Annotated in this window: 17 protein-coding genes and 3 pseudogenes; 7 read left to right on the top strand and 13 right to left on the bottom strand. The window is 64.8% G+C overall.

Features of this window, described 5'->3' with window-relative positions; all coding sequences use genetic code 11:
* Window positions 1-417 precede the first annotated feature (417 nt).
* Window positions 418-1,236, top strand: a pseudogene (locus tag D106_RS0102190) (NERD domain-containing protein); the annotation flags it as partial.
* Window positions 1,237-1,980: 744 nt separating this feature from the next.
* Entirely contained in the window at window positions 1,981-2,640 is a 660-nt protein-coding gene (locus tag D106_RS0102185) for a carbonic anhydrase (RefSeq protein ID WP_018867972.1), read from the top strand.
* 344 nt (window positions 2,641-2,984) lie between these two features.
* Here the strand turns inward: D106_RS0102185 and D106_RS0102180 are convergent, their stop codons facing one another.
* Entirely contained in the window at window positions 2,985-3,287 is a 303-nt protein-coding gene (locus tag D106_RS0102180) for a type II toxin-antitoxin system RelE/ParE family toxin (protein WP_026280544.1), read from the bottom strand.
* Window positions 3,288-3,305: 18 nt separating this feature from the next.
* The gene (locus D106_RS0102175) at window positions 3,306-3,590 is read right to left on the bottom strand and encodes a type II toxin-antitoxin system Phd/YefM family antitoxin (RefSeq protein ID WP_018879058.1); all 285 of its coding nucleotides are present in this window, start codon (window positions 3,588-3,590) and stop codon (window positions 3,306-3,308) included.
* Window positions 3,591-3,942: 352 nt separating this feature from the next.
* Here D106_RS0102175 and D106_RS0102170 point away from each other — a divergent pair, with 352 nt between their 5' ends.
* Both D106_RS0102170 and D106_RS0102165 read left to right on the top strand, forming a co-directional pair.
* Window positions 3,943-4,185, top strand: coding sequence for a type II toxin-antitoxin system Phd/YefM family antitoxin (locus D106_RS0102170; protein ID WP_018139194.1), 243 nt, complete (start codon window positions 3,943-3,945; stop codon window positions 4,183-4,185).
* On the top strand, window positions 4,182-4,445 hold the full coding sequence (locus D106_RS0102165) for a Txe/YoeB family addiction module toxin (RefSeq protein WP_018879057.1): 264 nt from the start codon (window positions 4,182-4,184) through the stop codon (window positions 4,443-4,445). Before D106_RS0102170 ends, D106_RS0102165 begins: the two co-directional genes overlap by 4 nt.
* A gap of 43 nt (window positions 4,446-4,488) precedes the next feature.
* On the opposite strand, the gene D106_RS15330 is transcribed toward D106_RS0102165, so the two are convergent.
* The 3 genes from D106_RS15330 to D106_RS0102150 all read right to left on the bottom strand — a co-directional run bounded on the left by D106_RS15330 (window position 4,489) and on the right by D106_RS0102150 (window position 6,059).
* Complete coding sequence (locus D106_RS15330; protein WP_018879056.1) at window positions 4,489-4,614, bottom strand: hypothetical protein; 126 nt, start codon at window positions 4,612-4,614, stop codon at window positions 4,489-4,491.
* A gap of 298 nt (window positions 4,615-4,912) precedes the next feature.
* A complete protein-coding gene (locus D106_RS0102155) occupies window positions 4,913-5,563 on the bottom strand; it encodes an SOS response-associated peptidase (protein ID WP_018879055.1) in 651 nt (216 codons plus the stop codon).
* 133 nt (window positions 5,564-5,696) lie between these two features.
* On the bottom strand, window positions 5,697-6,059 hold the full coding sequence (locus tag D106_RS0102150) for a DUF1622 domain-containing protein (protein WP_017942547.1): 363 nt from the start codon (window positions 6,057-6,059) through the stop codon (window positions 5,697-5,699).
* Between the two features lie 142 nt (window positions 6,060-6,201).
* Between D106_RS0102150 and D106_RS0102145 the strand changes: the two genes are divergently transcribed.
* Window positions 6,202-7,011 carry a Mut7-C RNAse domain-containing protein gene (locus D106_RS0102145; protein WP_018879054.1) on the top strand — a complete coding sequence of 270 codons (810 nt, stop codon included), beginning with the start codon at window positions 6,202-6,204 and terminating at the stop codon, window positions 7,009-7,011.
* Window positions 7,012-7,144: 133 nt separating this feature from the next.
* Here D106_RS0102145 and D106_RS15045 read toward each other — a convergent pair.
* From D106_RS15045 to D106_RS0102110, 7 genes and pseudogenes are all read right to left on the bottom strand, one after another.
* Window positions 7,145-7,333 (bottom strand): annotated as a pseudogene (locus tag D106_RS15045) (transposase); the annotation flags it as partial.
* A 64-nt stretch (window positions 7,334-7,397) separates the two neighbouring features.
* Window positions 7,398-8,537, bottom strand: coding sequence for a DNA polymerase IV (gene dinB, locus D106_RS0102135; protein ID WP_231372843.1), 1,140 nt, complete (start codon window positions 8,535-8,537; stop codon window positions 7,398-7,400).
* Window positions 8,538-8,940: 403 nt separating this feature from the next.
* Entirely contained in the window at window positions 8,941-10,071 is a 1,131-nt protein-coding gene (locus D106_RS0102130; RefSeq protein ID WP_018879051.1) for a DUF5610 domain-containing protein, read from the bottom strand.
* 481 nt (window positions 10,072-10,552) lie between these two features.
* The gene (locus D106_RS14415) at window positions 10,553-10,897 is read right to left on the bottom strand and encodes a PilZ domain-containing protein (RefSeq protein ID WP_038028152.1); all 345 of its coding nucleotides are present in this window, start codon (window positions 10,895-10,897) and stop codon (window positions 10,553-10,555) included.
* A gap of 185 nt (window positions 10,898-11,082) precedes the next feature.
* Window positions 11,083-11,691, bottom strand: a pseudogene (locus D106_RS14515) (SOS response-associated peptidase).
* An 11-nt stretch (window positions 11,692-11,702) separates the two neighbouring features.
* Window positions 11,703-12,953 carry a ribonuclease H-like domain-containing protein gene (locus D106_RS0102115; RefSeq protein ID WP_018879049.1) on the bottom strand — a complete coding sequence of 417 codons (1,251 nt, stop codon included), beginning with the start codon at window positions 12,951-12,953 and terminating at the stop codon, window positions 11,703-11,705.
* Window positions 12,940-15,375 (bottom strand): DEAD/DEAH box helicase, encoded by a 2,436-nt coding sequence (locus D106_RS0102110; RefSeq protein ID WP_018879048.1) that lies wholly within the window; start codon window positions 15,373-15,375, stop codon window positions 12,940-12,942. The genes D106_RS0102115 and D106_RS0102110 overlap by 14 nt, the downstream gene beginning before the upstream one ends.
* 105 nt (window positions 15,376-15,480) lie before the next feature.
* Between D106_RS0102110 and lexA the strand changes: the two genes are divergently transcribed.
* A complete protein-coding gene (gene lexA, locus D106_RS0102105; RefSeq protein WP_018879047.1) occupies window positions 15,481-16,131 on the top strand; it encodes a transcriptional repressor LexA in 651 nt (216 codons plus the stop codon).
* A 146-nt stretch (window positions 16,132-16,277) separates the two neighbouring features.
* Here lexA and D106_RS0102100 read toward each other — a convergent pair whose 3' ends face one another.
* Window positions 16,278-17,042, bottom strand: a complete 765-nt coding sequence (locus D106_RS0102100; protein WP_026280543.1) for an SDR family NAD(P)-dependent oxidoreductase — start codon at window positions 17,040-17,042, stop codon at window positions 16,278-16,280.
* A gap of 532 nt (window positions 17,043-17,574) precedes the next feature.
* Between D106_RS0102100 and D106_RS15355 the strand changes: the two genes are divergently transcribed.
* A complete protein-coding gene (locus tag D106_RS15355; RefSeq protein WP_018875403.1) occupies window positions 17,575-17,949 on the top strand; it encodes a hypothetical protein in 375 nt (124 codons plus the stop codon).
* Window positions 17,950-18,126: the final 177 nt, after the last annotated feature.

The following is an 18,126-nucleotide window of genomic DNA, read 5'->3' as shown; positions in this document are numbered from 1 at the left end:
AAAAACGGGGACAGATTTATTTTCCGCAGCCAAAGCGTCATCCCGGCCGGACCGAGGCGGAGAATCGAGATCGCTGACGCTAACGCCTGCACCGCCGGCCGAGATCGCGGGTAACCGCTTTGCGGTTTCCGGGATGGCGTTCAAACGCCACGAGCCGTTAGCGGAGGTCTGGTGGCGGCCTAGTTCTTCTTCGACGTTCCACCAGGAAACGAAAAACGGGGACAGATTTATTTTAAAAAAGGATGACGGGGTCGGACCACGGTAACCATCTGTATTGGAAATGATTAACGTCCCCTGAGGGCTTGTTCAACGCCTTAAAGCGCCCATTTCGATGCTGAAATCGGCCGCTGGGGGCGTCTGGCGGAAATCGTGTAAGGCGACGACGGAGAGGCTGTATGGCTCAACTCAGGAGATTCGATGATTCTTAAGGAGAAGGACGGCCCAAGCGGCCAGGATGAACGCTCAAAGGCCGGGCACCAGCAAGAACAGGACGTGGCGTTCTACCTGCGACGCGAATTTGGCGACGATGAGACCGTGCGGATCATCAACGACCTGCGCATCGAGCATAACGGGGAGCGCGCGCAGATCGACCATCTGGTGGTTCATCCGTACGGGCTGGTGATCATCGAGTCAAAGAGCATTTATGGCGAGGTAAAGGTGAATGGCCACGGCGAGTGGTCGCGTAGCTATCGCGGCGAATGGTACGGGATGCCCTCCCCTGTGCGGCAGGCGGAGCTGCAGGAGGCCCTGGTCAAGGATCTCCTCCGCGAGAACGTGGAGAAATTCCTGGGCCGACTGCTGGGCCTCCAGACCCAGATTGGCGGACGTGACTGGAGGACGCTCTGCGCCGTATCCAGCAGCGCGATCCTGCATCGCGATGAGATGCCTCGTGCGATCGCGAATCGCGTGGTGAAGAGCGAGTTCGTCGCGGAGAAGGTACGCGAACTGGTCGGCTCACGAGCCAAGGGGCTGGTCACGGCCCGGCCACGATTCAGCCAAAACGAAATCGAAGGCATCGGCGACTTCCTGCTCCAAAGCCACCTCAGGTCAAGCGCGAACACTTCGGCCGTGGCCGAACCGGCCCCACGGGTCCAGGAGCCGCCCGTTTCCGCTAAGGCCGAGTCGGCACCAAAAGCAGAGCGGCCGTCGGCGCCAGAGCCGCGGCCCACCCAGGACGCGCCCTCACCGGCTACGAGCCCGAGTCAGGCCTCCACCCTCGCCTGCAAAGAAAGAGGACACCCACCTTCTTCCGGTTCTCTCGCAGTCTTCCCAGCCGAGCGTAGCGAAGAGCCGGGATCGCAATAACGAGGTTCTACCCCGGCGCCGGAGATCCCGGATAACCGCTACGCGGGTTCGGGGATGACGACCGGCTCGGGATACGAACGAGCCCCGGTAGATACCGTCTTGCCCTATGTGGTGCAAGGGGGCGCGTGACGGGGTTGAGCTCGCCGCAGGAGAATACTCCCGGACCCGTGGGAGCTCAGCCCCCTGAGCGATCCGGCCCTCGACCCGACACCATCGGCCAGAGGGCTGGCCTCCCACAGCCCAGGACACCCCCGGTAGGTGGCTGCTTACAGGCGAAGGCTCCTGCCCGGGTCCGGCTTTGGCAGGGGCTTCGCTTGCGAGCAAGCTCCTACAGGGGACCGTGAGGGCCCGGGGCCCGACCTTGCCTTTTGCCCATGCTTCGACACCCCCGTACGTACCCAGATCTTGTTGGAGGACTCTCCGCGATGAGCCAGGAAGATCCGCGAGGGATGTTCCGATCTTGCGGGTTGGCTTCCAGCCTCGCAGGGGCAAAAGGTACGATCTGAGGCCGTGCCGCGTGCTGCCCTGCCCCGTTTACTGCGTTACCGAAGCGCCTTGTATGCGCCTTTCATTGTCCGGGACGAGTGGCTATAAGAAGAGTTATCCGAACGCAGAGAAACCCGCCAACGCGGAACGACGCATGGGTATGCGTCAGACAGGATTGGAGGCGTCGCCATGGCCACTTCGAGCACCGATGAACTGCTTCGCAATAATGAGCAATACGCCAGTGGCCAGCCGGTCCACGAACCCAGCCACCCCGGCGAGCAGCCCATCCAGCCGTCGCGGCGCGTGGCGGTCGTGGCCTGTATGGACGCGCGCCTGGATGTAGAGGACCTGCTGGGTTTGCAGACCGGCGAGGCACACATCATCCGCAACGCAGGCGGCGTCGTGACCGAGGATGCGATCCGCTGCCTGATCATTTCGCATCACTTGCTGAATACCAATGAGATCATCCTCATCCACCACACGCGTTGCGGAATGCTCGCCTTTACCGACGACCTTCTCAAAGCCGGTCTCGAGGGTGATGCGGCAGCGGAGCAGCTGCTCGGTCAGGCGACCGGTCGCACCTTCGTCAGTACTGGGCAGGCCTCAAGTAGTCCGGCCGCTTTCCACGCTTTTCGCGGTCCGCTCGAACCACTGGATTCGCCGCGCGACGACAACAACATGGAGCGCCTGGCGTGGGACGTCCGGCGGGGTATGTCGGTGATCAAGAATCATCCCTGGCTGCCCAGCAGTGGGCCCGACGCGGTAACGGTGCGCGGTTTCATCTACGACGTCGACACCGGCAAGCTCGAGGAGGTCAGCTACCCCGGGCCGATGGGATCGATCGGCTGACAAGCGCGTTTGGGCATAGGCGTTCGGACCTACGGGGCCAGATCTTGCCTTTTGCCCGAAGCCGACCGGACAGGTGAAACCACAAGATCCAACCCCGCGCCGACCGAGAAAAACGGGGACAGATTTATTTTCTCATGCCTGACGTGACGGCGGACGGCCTGTGGGGAAACGGGGACAGATCTATTTTTCCGCGGCCAAAACGTCATCCCGGCCGGAGCGAGGCGGAGAATCGAGATCGCTGACGCTAACGCCTGAACCGCCGGCCGAGATTGCGGATAACCGGTTTGCGGTTTCCGGGATGGCGTTCAAACGCCACGAACCGTGAGCGGAGGTCTGGTGGCGGCCTAGTTCTTCTTCGACGCTCCACCAGGGAGGTGCAGCAGGCGTTCGCTTCGCCAGACCCGGACAACCCTTACCCGGTCGGGATCACGCCGGTACACGATGCGGAACGGTGGATGAACGAGCTCTCGCAGGAACGGCTGGTCAAATTCGGGCACTACCCTGCCGATGTCGGGGTGGTCGTTCAGGGCCTGGACTCGTTGGAAAATCTCTTGCACCAGCCTCTTTCCGACCTCCGGCACACCTTGCTCCAAGTACCACTCCTGCATCTGCTTGAGATCGCGCAGGGCGGATTCGGCAAACGTGATCGTATGCCGGGCATATTGCTAGTTGAGACCGAGCTGCGCCCTGGCCTCGTCCAGCGAGACTTCCCGACCGCCCTCCAGGTCCGCCAGACCCGCCACGACGGCCCGCATGAACTCCCGCGCTTCCTCGGCCTTTTCGTAATCCGCCACCGACTGCACCACGGCAACACCCCTGCCCCGACTCGTCAGCAGTACGGGCCGGTGAACCTCGGCCACGTGTTTCATAACCCGTCCGGGATTCGTCTTCAGGTCGGTCAGGGGGACCAGGTCTTCGGAAAATTTGATCATCGCAATCCGCCCCATCATAAGCCGCCGTTAGGGCGGACTATAGCACCTGTTAAAAGGGCTATGGAGAGCACCCTGCGGAGGAAGAGAACACCCACCTTCTTCGAAGTACCACACTGCCATCCCGGCCGGAGCGATGCGCAGAGCCGAGATCTCTGACGTCCGCCCCGGCCCCGGAGCCCGAGGTCCCGGATAACCGCTTTGCGGTTTTCGGGATGACGTTGCAGGCTGGACGAAAGGACAATTCCTGGAACGATCCGAACGGTTGGCGCAGTTTCTGCGGTGTCTGGCAGTGACGGAATAGCCGTACGGTTTACGGAACGTACGCCAAGCCGTACTCTTGATCTAAGCCCACACACTTGCGAGGTGCGCCATGACGGGAATTACGGCTACAGAGGCGCGCAGCAACCTCTACCGGCTGATCGACGAAACGGCGGAATCCCATGAGCCGATTGTCATCACCGGCAAGCGGAACAACGCAGTCCTGCTATCCGAGTCGGACTGGTCGGCGATTCAGGAGACCCTGTACCTGCTATCGGTTCCGGGTATGCGCGAGTCGATCCGCGAGGGCATGGATACTCCGGCGGATGAATGCCACGAGGAGCTGGATTGGTGACATGGAAGTTGGTCTACACGCGGCAGGCTCAAAAGGATGCGAAGAAGCTGGCGGCCAGCGGCCTGAAGCCGAAAGCACAGGAACTGCTGACGTTGATCGCGGAAGATCCGTATCGAAAGCCCCCACCGTTCGAGAAGCTGGTGGGTGATCTCTCCGGCGCGTACTCGCGGCGCATCAATATTCACCGCCGGCTTGTGTACCAGGTGCTTGAAGACGACAGAGTGGTCAAGGTGATTCGTTTATGGAGCCACTACGAGTAAGCCGGCTACACGATTCCCCGGAAACGGGGACAGATTGATTTTCTCATGCGTGACGTGACGGCGGACGGCCTGGACGCCGCCGCTCAATGCGACAGCCGATGACCTGCTCCACCTCATCCACAAAACGCTGGTTGCCGGTGAGTTGGCCGCGCTGCAGCGCCTCGCGCATCAGCGACAATCGTTACCGGAAGAGGACATCCATCTTGTTTACATGCCGCAGCAGCCCCACCTCCCGCAGGAGCCCAGGCCTTCGGGCGGCGGGGCGCTGGATACGCCCGATCGGCGAGAGGGCTCGCCTCCTACAGTTATAGGGCCCCAGCCTCGAGAAAGAGGACACCCATCTTCTCCCTGGCGGCAGACCGCGTGGTCTCCGGGGTCAGACCTTGCTTTTTTCCCTTGGTCAGCTAAGGAGGCAAGAAGCAAGGTCTGACCCTCTACCACCTTCCCACCCATCTTCTTCCCTCACATCAGCGCTTCGGCTCGATCAGGCCCGGGTCGTCCTCGACCGGACGATTCACTCGGCTCGAAACGGCGTAATAGCGCAACATGTCCGGCGGAAAGCGGCGAGTCTTGGCCCGGATGTCGTCACGCTCGGACAGTCCTGGATCGAGCCAGTCCCACCGACACTGTGCGTCGAGTATCAGCGGTTGGCGGTCATGGATATGTGCAAGTTGATCGTTGGCGGGTTCAGTGATGATTGCGCAGCAGGCACCCCCATCGACCATGGGTTCCCAGATACCTGCCATCATCAGGATGTCCTGCGCTGCGTCCTCGGTCAGGGTGATGTAGTGCGGCTGCTTGCCCTGTTCGGTCTTGCGCCATTCGTACCAACCGTCGGCCAGCACGATGCAACGCCGGTGCGCAAACGCTGATCGAAAATACCGACTGGTGGCGACCGTCTCGGCCCGAGCGTTGATCGGTCGCGGCCCGTCCTCGACGCGCCTCGGCCGAAAGCCCCAGAACATCGGCTGGAAGGCCGCTGGCGCATCCTCGCCGGCCCGGAACGCTTCCAGATGGGTACCGGGGGCAACGTTGTACCTGGGTACGTCGAACCCCTCGTCGACGGGGACCTGGAAGTACCGCATGGCGAGTTCGCTGGTCGCGCTATAGCGCGTCATCCGTCCGCACATGGCGTCTCTCCCTCCTGGGGTCGTGGGGGTAGCAGCATTCTCGTGTGGCCGACCTCCCGATCGCCTTCCAGTGCTGCTCCAGCATCATCACACCGGACATTGGCCCACCGCTGCGAGTGGGTCAGGTCTTGCTATCGTCCTCCGACTGGTTCCACGGGAGACGGCCCTCGATCTCCAGGTGCAGGGCAAAGACCAGCAGTGTGCGTATGAGAATAATCAGGGCCAGCATGAGTACGTTTTCCATGGAGTACTCGATCGCTACGGTCATGATGATGTCGGCCGCGACCAGGAACTCCAGTCCGAGAATCAGCCCGCGCACGCTACGACGGCGATAATCGACGTAGGCCTCGTGTGTGCTCATGCGGCGCATGTTCACCAGCCAAACCACTGTTGCCAGCACGAATCCACCGATGATCACGGCGATGCCGACTGCTTCGAGCCCTAGTACCAGTGCGTTAGCGATCTGAAGAAAGACATCGTTCATGTCTGCATCCTTTTCGGGTCAGCGACTTGCGGCAAGTCTACTGCCGGCGGTTGGTCGCCGCCCAATGTTGAACCGCCAGGAGTCTGTCGGGCCCGGGGAAGAACGGGGCTGAAGCGCGCCTCTTCCGTGGGGTGGTTTCGGTATGCTCGAAGGCATGTGCCCGCCCAAGGACCGCGAATCCGCATCCCTCGGCCGCGCGACCGCGACCTTCCGGTTGTATGCCGAGCTGAACGACTTCCTCGCGCCCGAACGGCGATACCAGAGCTTTGAACACGCGTTCGACGGAACCCCTTCGGTCAAGGACCGCATCGAGTCGCTGGGCGTGCCGCACACGGAGGTTGACCTGGTACTGGTCGACGGGCGGGCAGTGGATTTCGGCCACCGGCTGCGCGGCGGTGAGCGGGTGGCGGTCTACCCGGTGTTCGAGGCCTTCGACGTAGGCGACGTCTCCCGCCTGCGACCCCAGCCGCTGCGCGAACCACGCTTCATCCTCGATGTGCATCTGGGACGGCTGGCCGGTTACCTGCGTGCGCTGGGCTTCAACTGCCTGTATGCCAACGACTTCTCCGATGGGTTCATCATCCGCACCGCGCAGGACGAGCACCGCATTATCCTCACGCGTGACACTGGCCTGCTGAAGGACGGCCGGGTGACTCACGGGCGGTACGTGCACGCTACGGACCCATTGCAACAGCTTCGCGAGGTGGTCGACCGCTTTCAGCTCGCCGGGCTGTTCGAGCCGTTCTCGCGTTGCATGCGGTGTAACGGCGAACTCCGGTCTATCGATGGCGCTGCACTCGCCGACTCGGTCGAGCCGAGCGAGGTGCCGCCCGGGGTGCTCGAGCGCTTCGTCGCATTCGTGCGCTGCAGCGGCTGCGGCAGGGTCTACTGGCGCGGCAGCCACTACGATCGACTGCGTCAGCGCTTTCGGTCGGTCGGCATCGACATCTGACCCTGTTCGGCCCGGCATGATCTCCGAGGTCATCAAGCCCCTGAAAACGGCGATCTGCAAGATGTTCAGAAGCCAGTGCGCAGGCCCCGGATGGGGCGCGTTACACCCGGGAAACGGGGACAGATTGATTCTCTCATGCCTGACGTGACGGCGGACGGCCTGGACGCCGCCACTCAATGCGACAGCCCATGACCTGCTCCACCCCATCCACAAAACGCCGGTTGCCGGTGAGTTGGCCGCGCTGCAGCGCCTCGCGCATCAGCGACAGCTCCTGTTCCGGTACGCCCTGCTCCACGAACCGCGCATACCGGACACGTCGTTCATCGACATCATCCCCTCAACGTGCTCGCGCGCCGCGTGGCAGCAGCAATGTGCTCCGCGAGCATCTACAGGGGCAGCGTCGTTTGTCGGCTGGCTTCCAGCTGGGTGTTCCGCGACGCCGAGGCCAGCTTGGTGACGCGCACGCCCAGCAGTCGCAGCGGTTGACCCAGGTCGATCCGGCGCAAGCAGCCACGGGACGCGGCCAGAATCGCCTGAGGGTCGTCCGTCCATGTGTCCAACGTAAGGTCGCGAGTAACCGTGCGGAAATCGCTATAGCGCAACTTGATCCCGATCGTCCGGCCCAAGTAGCCCTTGCTACGGAGATCCCTGGCAACCCGTTCGCACAGGGCCACCAGGATGCGAGTCAGCTCGTCCCGATCCGCCCGTGGATGCAGGTCCCGCTCGAAGGTGGACTCTCGGCTGATGGATTTAGGCTCCCGCTCGGTGACTACGGGGCTGTCGTCCCGGCCATGGGCCGCCTCGTGCAGCCACCAGGCATAGGTCTCGCCAAAATGCTGGCGCAACCGATACAGATCGGCCTTCGCCAAATCGCCAATCGAAACGATCCCCAGCGCTTTAAGGCGCTCGGTCGCCTTTGGCCCTATACCGTTCACCTTCCCCACCCCCAGCGCCCAGATGCGCGTCTCGAGGTCGCCTTCGCCCAGCACCGTCATCCCCGCCGGCTTCTCCAGATCCGAGGCGATCTTGGCCAGCAGCTTGTTCGCGGCCAGGCCGATGGAACAAGACAGCCCCGTCTCGGCCTGCACCGCATCGCGAATCACTCGCGCCGTCACCACCGGATCGCCCTTAACATCGGTCAGATCGATGAACAGCTCGTCGATGCCGCGATCCTCGACCTTATCGGCCCGCGCCCGGACCACCTGCTTGAACTGGCGCGAATAGGCCCGATAGGCATCGAAATCCGCCGGCAACAAAACCGCATCCGGCGCCAGCTGCCCCGCCTTCATCAGCCCCATCCCGGAATGCACCCCGAACGCCCGCGCCTCGTAGGTCGCCGTCGTCACCACGCCGCGCCCTCGATAATCGCCGAGCCGTTCGAACCGATACCGCCCATCTGCCCCTCGCTCCGGCACGGAGAGACGTCGCCCGCCGATCACCGCGGGCCGCCCCCGCAGCTCCGGATAGCGCAGCAGATCCACGGATGCATAAAACGCATCCATATCGAGATGAGCGATGGTTCTCACGGAATGCCAATCAGACCCGGACTCGGCTTTAAGGCACGCAGCACGCTGCGCGCCCTGAAGGGGCAGTCTAACAGCCAGCATCCCGACCACACCGATGAATTACCGCCCCATCCCACCCTACTGTGGGAGGCCAGCCTCTGGCCGAGGGGCATGGCTGGCGCTGGATCGACCAGAGGGCTGGCCTCCCACAACAAAGAAAGAGGACAACAGAGAAAGAGGACACCCATCTTCTTCCTGGACGAGGCGTTTCGCACCCGAAATGGGGCGATGACGCGCTCTGGCTCAGCGCGCGGGGACGCGAACGGGTCCCAGCCTAGCCGAGCCCTTCGGCAACCGCTTGGGATCGCATTCCAGCGACGCAGGGGCGGTTGCGCGGCTCGCCACGCTCGCGCGGGCCGGACGACTAACCCAGCGCGTCGAGCAGCCGTGTCAGGTTGTCCCGGAACTGCTGCTGGCGCTCGGCCTCGGCCTCCCGGAACCGCGCATCCTGCTCGACCAGGGTGTTCAGGATCTGCCCGCCCGTGTCGACGGGATTGTCCAGGAACTGGAGCGCTGGCTGGCTGAAGCGTTCCTGGAGGGCCTCCACCAGTTGCCCGAGGCGCTGTGCCGCGCGGGAGTGTTCAGGCGCGTCCAGTTGCTGTGTCTGTTCGTAGGCCTGGGTCATGCGGTAGGTCTCGGTGCGCGTCATGTTCAGCTCCATCGACTGGAGCCGGTCGGTATCGAAACGCAGGTCCGGCAGCATCTCGAACGCCCGCTGAACATCGCCATGGAAGAATTCGTCCGCGAGCGAGCCGATATCGCGCACCAGCTCCTCGACGGCACGCAGTTCGTCCGGGTCCAGGTCACCCTGCACGGAGAACTGGTAGCCGCTCGCCGCGTACCGGCTGACATCCAGCCAGCCATCGGCTGCCCCGTCCTGCACCTGGACCTGGGTCTGCAGCCGCGCGTCCTGGACGCTCTGAAACCGGATCTGAACCTCCGCACCCGACTGGGTGGTGATGTTCAGTTCCAGGCTCTCGGCGCGCGAGAAGCGCTCGCTCATTGACAGGGCCGTGGTGCCGGCCAGGCTGCGCTCGGCGGGAGGCAGCCGGAGGTCTTCCAGGGCCGCGAAGGTCAGGCGTTCGGTCTCGTCCACGTCCTCGGCGATGCGGCCTTCCAACAGGTTGAGCCCCGACAGGACCTCCCGCGCCTCCCGAAAGCCCTGTTCCACGCCCTGGGTCGCCTGCTCCCTCAGCGCCTCCAGCTCGGCGCCCGACGCGCCGCGGGCCCGGGCATTCGCCAGCCCCATCTCCACGAAGGTCGCGATCCGGTCGGCCAGCTTTTCCGGGGTGAAGTCGCTGGCATCCAGACGCTTGAGGCTGCCAAGGCTTTCGCCGGGGATGGCCCGCGCCAGGTTCTGCAGGATCTGATTCTGCAGGGCGTTCAGGCTGCGGCCGGAGCCGCCGTCGGCCTGCGCAAGGCCCTGGCGCGCAAAGCCAGACCGCCCTGCGGGGCCCTTTAGGGAGATTGGGTGGAAACTGGTATCGACAGGCATGGCGGCGCACTCACACACGGGGACGGGTACGGCGTTAACGGCCGCCGGTGGAGATTCTTTAGCCTACCTTCGGGGCAAGGGAGCACCCAGCGTAAGACGGTGCCCCCTCTGCTCCGGGCGCCACTGCGTTATCCCGGCTGGGCGAATCGAGGAGCCGGGAGCTCTGCAGTTGGCCCCTGCCCCGGTGCACCAGATCCCGGATAACCACTGGGCGTTACTGGAATGACCGCCTAGTCGGAAACAGAACGGCCTGTAGGAGGCTGCTTGCAGGCGAAGCCCCTGCCCGCGTCTGGCTTTGGCAGGGGCTTCGCCTGCAAGCAGCCTCCTACGGGGCCCCGGGTCTCTCAGGGCCATCGGGGTTGGTCAGGGGGCGCGGGTGCGAGCGAAATCGGTATTGTGCGCGGGTCAAAGGGCCAGGCCTGGCCTTTTTCTCTTGGCCAATCGCTGGGCCGAGCAGCAGGATTCGCTCTTGGGGTTCGGATTATCGCGAATCGGGTGGGAGTCCGATGGACTCGCGCATCAGATCGAGCAGGCCCTCGACACTCGACGGATCCTCGGTATCGAACATGACGCCCGCGCCATGCTCATCCACCCGCATCACGATGCACTGCCAAACATAGGTCCGGCCGTCGGCGCCCTCTTCCGGGCTCACCGTCACTTTCAGTCTTGAATGCTCGGAGATACCTGAAACGGGCATCTCTACGTAAAGGCCGCTAAGGCTGACATCGCGGACCCACCCATTTGCCCGGAATGCGGGGGCACCCTGCAACGGCTGTACTTCCGCGGTCATGCGAACGCCCCTGCGTCGCCCTTCCCGAAGTTCCATCGACCACCCCTCTGCCGCGAAGCCGCAATCTCCGACATTTCCATGTGCCTCGTCCCTAACTGTCAGGGTACCGAAATGCGCACCCGCGGTCAGACGGGCCGGGTCCCGATCGTTGCGTCTCGGGACAGCTAGCTGGTATGGCCCAGGACGGACGGGGCGTCGTTTTGCGGCCGGTTCACTCGGGTCTAAACGGGGTATGCCTGCAAGGCGCTGGGCGGCAGGCGCCGGGTCATGTGACGAACCTGCTCGCGGTCCGTGATGGCGGGGTCCAGCCAATCCCAGCGGCATGTGGCGTCCAGCGCGAGGGGCTGTCGGGCGTGATTGAACGCCAGCTGCTCGGACGAGGGCTCGGTAATGATCGCGCAGCAGGCCCCACCCTCCGCGGTCGGCCCCCCAGATGCCGGCGAGGAACAGCACGTCCTGCAGCGCGTGGTCGGTCAGGGTGATGGAATGCGGCTGCCTGCCCCGTCCGGTCAGTTGCCATTCGAACCAGCCGTCCGCCGGGATGATGCAGCGCCGATGCGCGAAGGCGCTCCGAAAGTACGGGCTGCTGGCCATCTTTTCGGCACGCGCATGGACTGGCTGCGGCCCTTCGGTGACGCCTTTCGGCCGGGCAAGCCTCAGTGCATGGTGTGAAACGTGGCCCTGGCTTGCTCGTCCGCCCGGAACGCCTCGATGTCCGTGCCTGGTGCCACGTTGTACCGCGGGGCATCAAGGTCCTGGTCAATCGGTGTCTCGAAATAGCGCCAGGCCAGTTCGCTGGTGGCCGAGTAGCGCGCAAATCGTCCACACATGTCGTCTCGCCTTACCGGGCCGTTGCGTCGATCCGCCCCTGCAGTCTTGCGATCCGTGCCTTGGCCCGGGGCCCGGATGCCAGTTGCCCGGCATACTGCAGCGCGCGTTTCCAGTCCCGGCGCTGGTGCTCGTGGTATTTGGCCAGCGCCTCCAGTGCCTCCTGGACGCCCTGCTCCGCCAGCGCCTCCCAGACGGGCACGGCCTGGTCATATCGCCCCTCGCGACGCCATTCGCGCGCAAGCCACAACCGGCCGGCTGGCGATAGCTGGTGCTGGTGGGATTCGAGCAGCCGCCGGGCAGTGTCCGCGCCCTGCAGGCGTTCCTGTAGGCGCGCGGCGCCCTCCACCGATGCCCCATGGGCCGCGGGCTGTAACAGCACGGACGCCAGCGCCGGACCCAGCAGGGTCAGGGACAGGATGTCGTCGGTGTTGTGCCGGACGACGCGTTCCAGTTCCTCGCTGCGCCCGGAGGCAAGATAGGCCTTCCAGGCCCACGGGGCCTCGGCTCCGGGCAGATCGTCCTGACGATCGAGTCCCAGCAGGCGCTCCTCGACCGTTCGCAGGCGACAGTCCGGCCAGGCGTGGCCAAACAGGCTGCGCACCGGGTGCAGGAAATCGGTGTGCGCGGCCTCCTGCGCATCCGGGCGTCGCTGCATACGACGACGATCTCGGAGCAGCGGCAGATCGAAGGTCTTGCCGTTGTAGCTGACGAGGTGGTCGCACTCGCTCAGCGCGGCGTCGACCGCTTCCAGCAGGGCACCCTCGCCCGCGAACGCCGTCATCAACCACTGACGCAGGCGGACCCGGTCATCCCGAAGGGTCGCCAGCCCGACCAGAAACGCGACCGTCCCGGCACCCCCGGCGAGGCCCGTGGTCTCGGTATCGATAAAACCCAGGCGCTGATCGGTGTTCCAGAACGGCATTGCCGGTTCGCGCGCCCGTGCCAGGGTATGCCGGCCATGGGCGTGGCGATCCGGCATCGCGCGGTCGAGCTGGATCACCTGTGGCGTCAGGAGTTCGCCATCCAAGCGCCTGGCCAGTTCTTCGGGCGGGATGGCGGATTCGGCGGCTGTACGGTTCGGCCGTGTTCGACCGGTGCCCGCCCCACCCATACGGTCGAGCCGGGCCCGGATCTCGTCCAGCACGTTGCCCTTGCCCGATGCGGCCCCGGCACTGTGAGGATCCGCCGAGGTCCGGCCAGGGGCCGGCGGTTCGCTACCGGACTGGCGGCGCAGGGTGTTCAGGCGGTCATGCAGACCCATGGGATTCCAGGCCCTCCAGGACCGTGATCGCAGCCTGTTTCGGCGAGAACCCGCGCACCTCGTCACTGGCCAGGATGGGTCCGATGCAGCCCGGACAGCCGTGGGCACAGTCGCACTGCCGGATGAGGGTCAATGCGTCGCCGATGACCCGTTGGCGCGCATCGAACAGGGGCGCGGACAGGCCGACGCCGCCCGGATAGTGGTCGTACAGAAACACGGCCGGGCGAAAGCGGCCCTCCTGTTCCGGATCGCACTCGCCGCCATCCAGCGTGCGCAACTGGCCGCGGCCGTTCGCGCCCACGGTGGCAAACCAGCGGGCATCACCATCGCCCACCGCCCGGCCCAGATCCTGCGGCTCGGACATCACCACCAGTGCGGCCACGTGGTGCATGGCGTAGGCGGCACCGAGAAAGCCATCCAGGGCCTCGTGGCGAGAGGCGAAGCGCTGTTCCAGCGCCTCCGGGGCCATCTGCCACCAGACGGCCGTCGTGTGCATCTCCTGGTCCGGCAGGTGGATGTTGCCGTACCCGATGTTCTCGTGGGTGTAGTAGCGGATCTTCTTGTAGCCGGGAATGCGCCGGACGATGTGCACCTCGCCGCGGGCGGCCTCACCCTCCCCTGCGGGTGAACGCTCGAAGTCATCCAGGATCTTCAGACGCGTGTAGTCGATCGCGTCGGTGTAGTAGTCCGCGCGGGTGCGCGTGACAAAGGCCTTGCGCCCGGTCCAGTCGAGCCGCTCGACCTGGTAGGGCACGGCCTGGACCAGATAGATCGCCCCTTCGTACAGCGTCTCGGCCGCACTGGAGAAATCCACCTCGGCGATGATCTGTTGCTGGCCGTCGGTCGTGTCCACGACCACGAAGTTGCCCTCGGCGACGGAGCGCAGGCTGACGCTCTGGGCGGGGTAGCTGTCCTCGGTCCAGTGCCAGGTATCCGACTCGCGGTGCAGGACGCCCTGCTCCTCCAGGTAGGCCAGCAGAGACTCCAGATCCTCGCCACCAAAGGTCTCGCCCTTGCGGAAGGGCAGCTCGAAGGCCGCGCAGCGCACGTGATCCAGCAGGATCAGAAGCTGATCCGGCGCAATACGCGCCTGCTCCGGGGACTGGCCGAGGAAGAATTCGGGGTTGCGGATGATGTACTGGTCCAGCGGATCGGAACTGGCGACCAGCACCCCCAAGGACGGGCGGTTGCGCCGGCCGGCCCGACCCAGGCGCTGCCAGGTGCTGGCAATGGTCCCGGGGTACCCGGTCAGCAGGCAGACATCCAGGCTGCCAATATCAACCCCCAGCTCCAGCGCGGAGGTGGCGATGACGCAATCGACGTTGCCGCTGCGCAGCGCCTTCTCGGTCTGGCGGCGCTCGTTCGGGAGGTAACCACCCCGGTACGCCGCGACGCGCGAGGCCTTGCGCGGGTCGTTGTCGAACACGTCTTTCATGTAGCGGGTGATCACTTCGACCATCAGTCGGGTGCGCGCAAAGATGATGGTGGTGAGCTTGCCGCGCAGGGCCATGCGTGCGATTCGCGTGACCTGGGAACGGGCCGAGGCGCGGATGCCGAGGTCCGCATTGACCACCGGCGGGTTCCACAGCAGCAGATGGCGTTCCCCGGCCGGTGCCCCGCTCTCGGTGATCGCCGTCACCGGCTCGCCGACCAGACCCGAGGCCAGTTCTTCCGGGTTGGCGATGGTCGCCGAGCTCATGATGAAAACCGGGTCCGCTCCATAGAACCGGCAGATACGGCGTAGCCGCCGCATCACGTTCGCCACGTGGGAACCGAACACGCCGCGATAGGTGTGCGTCTCGTCGATCACCACGTACTGCAGGCTCTCGAAGAACTGGGCCCACTTGGTGTGGTGCGGCAGGACGCCCTGGTGAAGCATGTCCGGGTTGGTCACGACGATGTCGCCCCGGGTGCGCACCGCCTTGCGGGCATCCCCCGGGGTATCGCCGTCGAACGTGTAGGCACGGACTCCCAGGTCCCCGGCCTCATTGAGCTCCATGAGCTCCGCGACCTGGTCCTGCGAGAGCGCCTTGGTCGGGAACAGGTACAACGCCTTGGCCTTGTTCTCGCGGGCTGCCTGCAGCACCGGCAGGTTGTAGCAAAGCGTCTTGCCCGAGGCGGTCGGCGTGACCACCACGGTGTGGCGGCCGGCGCGGATCTGATCCCAGGCCTCGTGCTGGTGGCTGTAAAGCTGCTCCACGCCCCGCGACCGGAGGGCGCCGGCAATGGCCGGGTCCAGATCCACTGGGAGATCCGCGTGCTGCGCGGGCCGCGCCGGCAGGACCAGCTCACCGGTAATGCGCTTGGCGTAGCGCTCCTTGATGCGCTCGACCAGGCGTCGTGCACCCGACTCGCCACCCTGGGGTTCGGCGCTCAGCTCGGGGAGAGAATCTTCGGGGAGGACGCGCGCCGGTTCGGTCATGGCAATCTTCTCGCGGGAGCCGTACAGTGGCGATCATAGCCCGGAGAACAAACGGAGAACAATGTTCCCGGTCCAGCACGATCCAACACCAGGAGAGCGAATGCCATGGAGGCACTGACCCCGCACCAACGTAGCGTGCTCGAGGCCCTGCAGCGATTCGCGGCGGAGGGGCACGCCCCGAGCCTGGAAGAGCTGGCACAGGCGCTGGGGCTGCGCTCGCGAGGCTCGCTGCACAAGCACATCCGGGCGCTGGAAGCCGCGGGCTACGTCCAGCCTGCCCGGGGCCGTCATCGCGGCATCCGGCTGGCCAATGAACTGCCGGCGTTCACGGATACCCAGTACCCCGCAACGGATGCGGACGCGTGGGCCCCGAACACCCTGCCCCTGCTGGGCCGGATCGCGGCGGGCCAGCCCATCGAGGCCCTGGCGCATCCCGAGCCCGTGGAGGTACCCGCCCACCTGCGCGGGCGCGGCGAGTGCTACGTGCTCGAGGTGAAGGGCGACTCGATGCAGGATGTCGGCATCCTGGACGGAGACTGGGTGGTCATCGAGTCGCGCAGCGAGGCCCGCAACGGCGCGATCGTGGTCGCCCTGATCGATGACGGAGTCGCCACGCTGAAGCGGATCGAACAGAAGCCGGGTGGCGTCCTGCTGCATGCGGAGAACCCGGCCTACACACCCCTTTTCGTCACCCCGGACCAGCTGCGCATCCAGGGAGTGCTCGTCGGCCAGATGCGCCGTTACCCCCCGGTCTAGGTGGGATCTATCGATAGGTTGTAGGGGTGGCACCCCAGATTCCCCAATCCTGCGTTGCGGCGCTTGCGGGTAGAACCACTACCCGCTGGACGACGACACTTTACGTTCGCCCCAACGAAGACCGAGGACCGCCGGTTCCTTCGGCGTTACTGCGAGCAGAGGCCGCCGTCAACAACATACGTGTTGCCAGTGCAGCCCGAAGCAGCGTCAGACAGCAGGAAAACCGCCATACCGGCACACTCCTCGTTGCTGACGTAGCGGCCCAACGGAATGCGTGCCTCGAAGGCCTGGTGCACCTCGTCGGCGTGACCGGGCTTCGCTTGCTCCTCTATGGACTGCATCATGCGATTCGCGACCGGCCCCGGGTTGAGTGTATTCACACGGATGTTCTCCGGCCCCAGCTCAGCGGCCAGGCACTTCATCATGCCGACCACCGCATGCTTGCTGGACACGTACGGCGACAAGCCCACGGCGCCGCGCAGCCCGGCCACGCTGGAGGTGATCACGATACTCCCGCCGCTGCCACGTCGCAGCGCCGGCAAAGCGGCCTCCGCGCCCAGGCGCACGCCCTGCACGTTGACGGCGAAGACCTTCTCCCAGGCTGCATCGGAGCGGCTTTCGAATGGGCCGACCTCGCCCTCGATCCCGGCGTTGAGGAACACCCCGTCGAGACGGCCGAAGCGTTCCAGCGCGGCCGCCACCATGCGCTCGTTATCCTCACGCTGAGTGACGTCCACCGCCATCCCGATCGCCCGCTCACCCAGGGACCGGGCGATGGCTTCGACCGGTCCGGTCTCGCGGTCGGTAATCACCAGGCTGGCACCCAGCTCGTACGCCATGCGCGCAGTGCACTCGCCTATACCTCCGGCGCCACCGGTAATTGCGATCACCTTTCCTTCCAGACCCCTCATGCTGCTTCTCCTGATCACAAACGCTCCGAGAACAATCCCATTATTCGCTCGGTCCGGTCCAACACCAACCAAGAGGCCACCCACCCCTGGTCAGATCCAGCATCGCAACTGTGCCCGGCAAGCTCTCCAGCCAGTCCGGAACACCACAAGCCTCCTGCAAAAGCCTGCTTGCAGGCGAATACCCGGCCCGCTCGGCTTTGGCCGGGGCTTGGCCTGCAGGCAGGCGCCCACCGCGCCCAGAATCCCTCAGGGCTATGGGAGAGGCATCTGGGGTACACGATCCTGCGGTGCGCCCGCCGCCGCGATCAAAACCGGCGTCGTGAGGTCCGTTAGGGAAACGCTGATCGATGTACCCACTCGCGTGGGTGCCACAGGTTTTCCGAGACCAGGCGCGACGCGCAGCGGGTAGCGGTTCTACCCGCGCGTCTTTGATGCATTCGGGGCGCAACACAGGATCGGGGAGCCGGGCAAACCAATCCCGTGGCCGAGATGGCGTGAGTCAGGTCCCCGATGCCACGACCTTGAGGGGCCCGTGGTCGTCGCAGTGGTCACCATGGGGGTGATGCAGGTGGCCATCTACCAGGTAATCGACGTGGTCCCCGTGCGGAACGGGCTCGTGGCCGCAGCCGGGACCGTGCACGTGATTCGGGTCATGACCTTGGCACTGGTGGTCCGGGGTGCAGTGATCCGGGTTCGTTTCGCTCACCTCGATGACATGCTCGTCAACATGGTCGCCATGCGGATGGTGGAGATGGCCATCATGCAGGTAATCGACGTGTCCGTTGTGCTCCACCGCGGTGTGTCCGCAGCCGGGTCCGTGTTCATGCTCGTGATTCGGATGTTCCTGGCAACTCATGACGCTCCCTCCTGCTGGACTAGGCAATTGCACCCTTTAGGGAAACACTGATCCATGTTTTAGGTGTCCGTGGCGATTTCCTCAACTCGTTGGTTGATACGACGTCACAGCAAGTTCCGTACGTTGTGCTGATCAATGACAAGGTTGGCTGCCGGTAACCGGCCGATACGGCCGCGAAGAGCCGGACTCTCTGACGTCACCCCGCCTGTCTCCAAGGGCCGTTAACCG

Origin of the sequence: Thioalkalivibrio sp. ALE9 (assembly GCF_000377445.1) — a bacterium.
Taxonomy (GTDB): Bacteria; Pseudomonadota; Gammaproteobacteria; order Ectothiorhodospirales; family Ectothiorhodospiraceae; genus Thioalkalivibrio.
Note: the sequence above shows the minus strand (reverse complement) of the source record. Positions and strands in the feature narration are given on the sequence as shown.